This is a genomic window from Arthrobacter parietis (assembly GCF_039530425.1).
In the GTDB taxonomy this organism is placed as follows: domain Bacteria; phylum Actinomycetota; class Actinomycetes; order Actinomycetales; family Micrococcaceae; genus Arthrobacter_D; species Arthrobacter_D parietis.
In genome coordinates, this window is record NZ_BAAAON010000008.1 from 1 (window position 1) to 4,409 (window position 4,409).

Below are 4,409 nucleotides of genomic sequence, written 5' to 3' on the forward strand. Positions count from 1 at the left end.
TCGGGGGTGTGTCTGCGTGCCATAATTCGTGAATTTCCTCCTGTGTCCATTCTCGGACACGAAACTCACACAGACACTGGACTTCTAACTGGGGACCCAACCACCACAAGGAATCAATACCGGATAACGGAGAGCCGCCCGTAATCAGCGTCTACCGTGATTCTCGCGCCTGTTGTGGCGTTCGATGCTGCACACCAAGCTACGACGTTCACATACTTCGTACCCGTTGTGGTGACAGTCACGCTACCTATTTTCGGGAAACTATCGTGATGTGCCGCCGGGGTAACGTTTCGCCCGTTTGCTTCAGTAATTTCCGTGCCCGAGACCGAAGTCTTACTCTCTGCGAGGATGATCTGGCTCATGCACATGACATTGTAGCCAAGGTCATTCGTGACTTGAAACTCAGCCATAACCTGCAAAATATGTCCCGACGAGAGGTCGGGTACGGCTAGGGAGAAGACGACCCGTTTGTGCGTCTTATCAGCCGCGACCGGAACAGGGAGTGTTGTAACCATCTCGCTCGAGTCGCTGCTGTCGTAGTGCAGCGGCTTGTCCATTTGCTCGTGCGGCCTTTCACTCTCATTTCTAGATGAAGAATCAACATACCTGTGCCACAGGATGTCAATCAATGTGGCTTTTGTTGTAGTCAGTCCCGCAAGGTAACTAGCTGCCGAGAAGCTAGCGAATATCACGGCAGGCACAATGGCCACTACCGCTGCCAATACAACCACCCACTGCCAACGTCCCTTCCTCTTTCTTCCTGCTTGTGGACCCTTAGTCATAGTCCGAATGTACCCTCCGCCATCTCGCCTCTTCAGTTCCTCGCTCATACTCGATTAGGCAAAGCCTCAAGCGCAGTGATTCCAGAGGCGGTCCTCTTACAACCCGGTAAGGTGAATGCCATGCGTATTCTCAGCGTGGTCGGCGCGCGCCCTCAGTTCGTGAAATTGGCTCCAATCGCTTCTGCGCTGCAAGGCAAAGCCGACCACCTCATTGCGCATACCGGCCAGCATTATGACGAGTTGATGTCCGATGTGTTCTTTCAGGATCTTGGGATCCCGACACCGGCCTTCAATCTGGCCGTAGGGTCTGGGCGGCACGGGCAACAAACAGCAGCCATGCTCACCGGGCTGGAAGAGGTATTGGACCAATCTCAACCGGATTGGGTGCTGGTTTACGGAGACACAAATTCGACTCTGGCCGCGGCAGTTGCTGCGGTGAAGATGCATATCCCAGTCGCGCACCTTGAGGCCGGTTTGCGATCATTCAATCGGCGCATGCCGGAAGAGCACAACCGGGTACTCACTGATCATGCGGCAGATCTGCTGCTGGCCCCAACCAAAGTTGCGATGAAGCACCTAGCTTCCGAAGGGCTAGCCGAACGCAGCGTCCTAGTCGGCGACGTTATGACCGACGTGCTCTATCTGACCCGGGATTCGGTAACAGCGAAACAGGAGGAGCTCCCTCTCGGGCTGAACTCGGGCGACTACTATGTGTCCACGATTCATCGTCCGGACAATACCGACGATTCAGCTCGTTTGGCCGCAATTGTGGCGCAACTCTCGAACTTGGAGAAGCCTGTGCTTCTCCTGGCGCACCCGCGACTTCGCACACTCGCGGAAAAGCACGGCATCGCACTTAATCAAGGTTCCCTCCAATCAATCGACCCACTTGCTTATCCGCAACTCGTCAATGCCGTTCAGAACTCCGCGGGCGTCGTGACAGATTCGGGAGGACTGCAGAAAGAAGCGTTCCTGCTGAGAGTTCCCTGCACAACGATAAGGCCGGAGACTGAGTGGGTTGAGACAGTCGAACTAGGGTGGAACACGCTTGTGTCAGCTGACTTGAGTCGATTGGGAGCTGCGGTCACCCGTCCGATACCTGCGGCTACCGACGCGACACCTTACGGATCAGGACAGGCTGCACAGAAGGTGGCCTCAGTCCTACTCGAAGGGACTGATCGCTTCTAAAGCAGCGGCACCGACTTCTGGTGGGTAAAGCCTGGTGGCTAGGATGACCCGCGCATTCACGCGGTGACGTCCACCATTTGCCCGGTGCGCGATGACTCAATCATCGCTTCAGCGACCCGCAGAGTGTTGAGGCCCTCCCGCATGGTAACGACATCGTTGCGCTTTCCTAGGACGGCGTCGCGAAACGCCTCATGCTCTGCCTTCAACGGCTCGCGCTTCGTGAGGGCTAGGCGGGTGATGTTGCCTTCACTCACCCCACGGAAGTTCGATACGGCTTCCCACTCGGTGTCGATTGTTCCGTTTTCATAGAAGGTCAGGTCGGCCGTCAAAGTATCAGCAACGAAAGCACCCATCTCCCCCGTCACCACCGTTAGCCGCTCTTTCATCGGCGAAAGCCAGTTCACCAGATGAGATGTGATGACGCCGTTCGCGAGCTGGCAGGACGCGCTCACCATGTCCTCATGCGGGCGCCCCGAGCGCGTACTCGTCCGGGCGGAGACCGACTTGTAGGGCGACTGCGCCAACCAGGCGGTCAAATCGATGTCATGTGTCCCGAGATCCTTCACTACGCCCACGTCTGCGATCCGGGAGGGGAAAGGACCCTGACGCCGGGTAGCCACCTGGTACACATCTCCAAGATCGCCATTCTCGATGCGGGATCGCAGGGACTGAAGTGCCGGGTTGAACCGCTCGATGTGCCCGACCGCGCCCACTAGGCCAGCTTCCTCGAAAGCCTCGGCCAGCTTCACGCCGCCCTCAATGGTGGAAGCGATCGGCTTCTCCACCATCGTGTGCACACCTGCAGCCGCAAGGGCAAGACCGACTTCCTCGTGCAGACCCGTAGGTACGGCGCACACGGCCATGTCGATCCCCTGAGCGATCAGCTCATCAACGGACCCACACAACGGCAAGTCCCCAGCAACTCCGTGCGGATCACCATAAGCATCCGCGACCGCCACCAGTTGAACGCCGTCGAGTTCACGCGCGACGCGAGCGTGATGACGGCCCATCATTCCCAACCCGATAATGCCTACGCGAAGATCCGCCATTATGCGCCCGCTCCCGCGAGCTTGTTCACTGCCGTCACAATCCGGTCCAAATCCTCTTCATCGAGCGAAGGATGCACCGGAAGGGACAGCACCTCCCGTGCCGCGATCTCCGTGTTGGGCAGGTCCTCGGTCCGGTCGAAGGACGGTAGCCGGTGATTCGGGATCGGGTAGTAGACACCGCTGCCGATGTTGTACTCATCCTTCAAAGCCGCCGCGAAGCCGTCCCGGTCACCGGAAATACGGATGGTGTACTGGTGGTACACGTGCTCAGCGCCTTCGGCCACTGCCGGCGTTCCAACCCCTTCGAGATTATCGGTAAGGAACCTCGCGTTGGCCTGCCGCTGGGCAGTCCAGCCGAGCACCTTGGTCAGCTGGACACGCCCAATAGCGGCATGGAGGTTGGTCATGCGCGCGTTGAATCCCACGAGTTCGTTCTCGTACTGGCGCTCCATGCCCTGGTTCCGCAGCAGACGAAGGTTCCGCTCAACCGTGGCGTCACCGGTGGACACCATGCCGCCCTCGCCCGAGGTCATGTTCTTCGTCGGGTAGAGCGAGAACATGGCGAAGTCGCCGAAGGTGCCAACCTTTCGTCCGCCCAGCGCAGCCCCATGAGCCTGAGCCGCGTCCTCAAACAGCTTGATCCCGCGGGCATCAACAAGCTCGCGGAACGCGACAACGTTAGCCGGGTGTCCGTATAGGTGCACCGGCATAATCCCCTTCGTCTTATCGGAGATCAGTGACTCCACATGCGCGATATCCAGGCAGTAGTGGTCGAGCTCAATATCCGCAAACACAGGCGTCGCGCCGGTCAGCGCCACCGAATTCGCGGTTGCAGCAAACGTAAAGGAGGGAACGATGACCTCATCACCCGGTCCGACACCTGCGGCGAGCAGACCGAGATGCAGCCCGGACGTACCCGAGTTCACGGCAACAGAGGCCCTACCGTCGAGGAGAACGTCCGAGAACTCCTTCTCGAATTCGGCAACTTCGGCGCCCTGCGCCAACATGCCCGAGACGAGCACGGCATCAACAGCAGCACGCTCCTCATCTCCTACGATCGGCTTCGCGGCCGGAATGAATCCTGTGCTCATTTCTGATCCTCTACTGGTGCCAGTGTGCCGTGTGCTTCGCTGTACTTCTCGCCGGTCTCGGGGCAGACCCACAACCCGTCCTGTTCCTTGAGCGGGTGACCGGCCTTACCTACCCAGCCGAGACGGCGCGCGGGTACTCCTGCCATCAACCCATAGGCGGGAACATCCTTGGTGACGACGGCGCCGGCGGCAATCGTCGCCCACGCCCCGATAGTCACCGGAGCAACACACACCGCACGCGCCCCAATCGAGGCACCATCCTCGATCGTGACGCCGACCGGCGTCCAGTCGTGCGCGCT

Annotated in this window: 5 protein-coding genes; 1 reads left to right on the top strand and 4 read right to left on the bottom strand. The window is 59.1% G+C overall.

Annotated features, from left to right (window positions below):
* Positions 1–113 precede the first annotated feature (113 nt).
* Positions 114–830, bottom strand: a complete 717-nt coding sequence (locus tag ABFX19_RS14700; RefSeq protein ID WP_346028759.1) for a hypothetical protein — start codon at positions 828–830, stop codon at positions 114–116.
* Positions 831–902: 72 nt separating this feature from the next.
* Here ABFX19_RS14700 and wecB point away from each other — a divergent pair, with 72 nt between their 5' ends.
* Positions 903–1,970, top strand: coding sequence for a non-hydrolyzing UDP-N-acetylglucosamine 2-epimerase (gene wecB / locus ABFX19_RS14705; RefSeq protein WP_346028760.1), 1,068 nt, complete (start codon positions 903–905; stop codon positions 1,968–1,970).
* Between the two features lie 56 nt (positions 1,971–2,026).
* On the opposite strand, the gene ABFX19_RS14710 is transcribed toward wecB, so the two are convergent.
* The 3 genes from ABFX19_RS14710 to ABFX19_RS14720 form a co-directional block, all read right to left on the bottom strand.
* Entirely contained in the window at positions 2,027–3,019 is a 993-nt protein-coding gene (locus ABFX19_RS14710) for a Gfo/Idh/MocA family oxidoreductase (RefSeq protein ID WP_346028761.1), read from the bottom strand.
* Positions 3,019–4,110, bottom strand: a complete 1,092-nt coding sequence (locus tag ABFX19_RS14715; RefSeq protein ID WP_346028762.1) for a DegT/DnrJ/EryC1/StrS family aminotransferase — start codon at positions 4,108–4,110, stop codon at positions 3,019–3,021. The genes ABFX19_RS14710 and ABFX19_RS14715 overlap by 1 nt, the downstream gene beginning before the upstream one ends.
* A partial coding sequence (locus ABFX19_RS14720; RefSeq protein WP_346028763.1) for a DapH/DapD/GlmU-related protein occupies positions 4,107–4,409 on the bottom strand: 303 nt, incomplete at its 5' end. The genes ABFX19_RS14720 and ABFX19_RS14715, both read right to left, overlap by 4 nt.

Excerpts from the sequence above, each read along its gene's own strand:
- ABFX19_RS14700 (WP_346028759.1), bottom strand. The coding sequence starts at position 830 with ATGAGCGAGGAACTGAAGAGGCGAGATGGCGGAGGGTACATTCGGACT.
- wecB (WP_346028760.1), top strand. The coding sequence starts at position 903 with ATGCGTATTCTCAGCGTGGTCGGCGCGCGCCCTCAGTTCGTGAAATTG.
- ABFX19_RS14710 (WP_346028761.1), bottom strand. The coding sequence starts at position 3,019 with ATGGCGGATCTTCGCGTAGGCATTATCGGGTTGGGAATGATGGGCCGT.
- ABFX19_RS14715 (WP_346028762.1), bottom strand. The coding sequence starts at position 4,110 with ATGAGCACAGGATTCATTCCGGCCGCGAAGCCGATCGTAGGAGATGAG.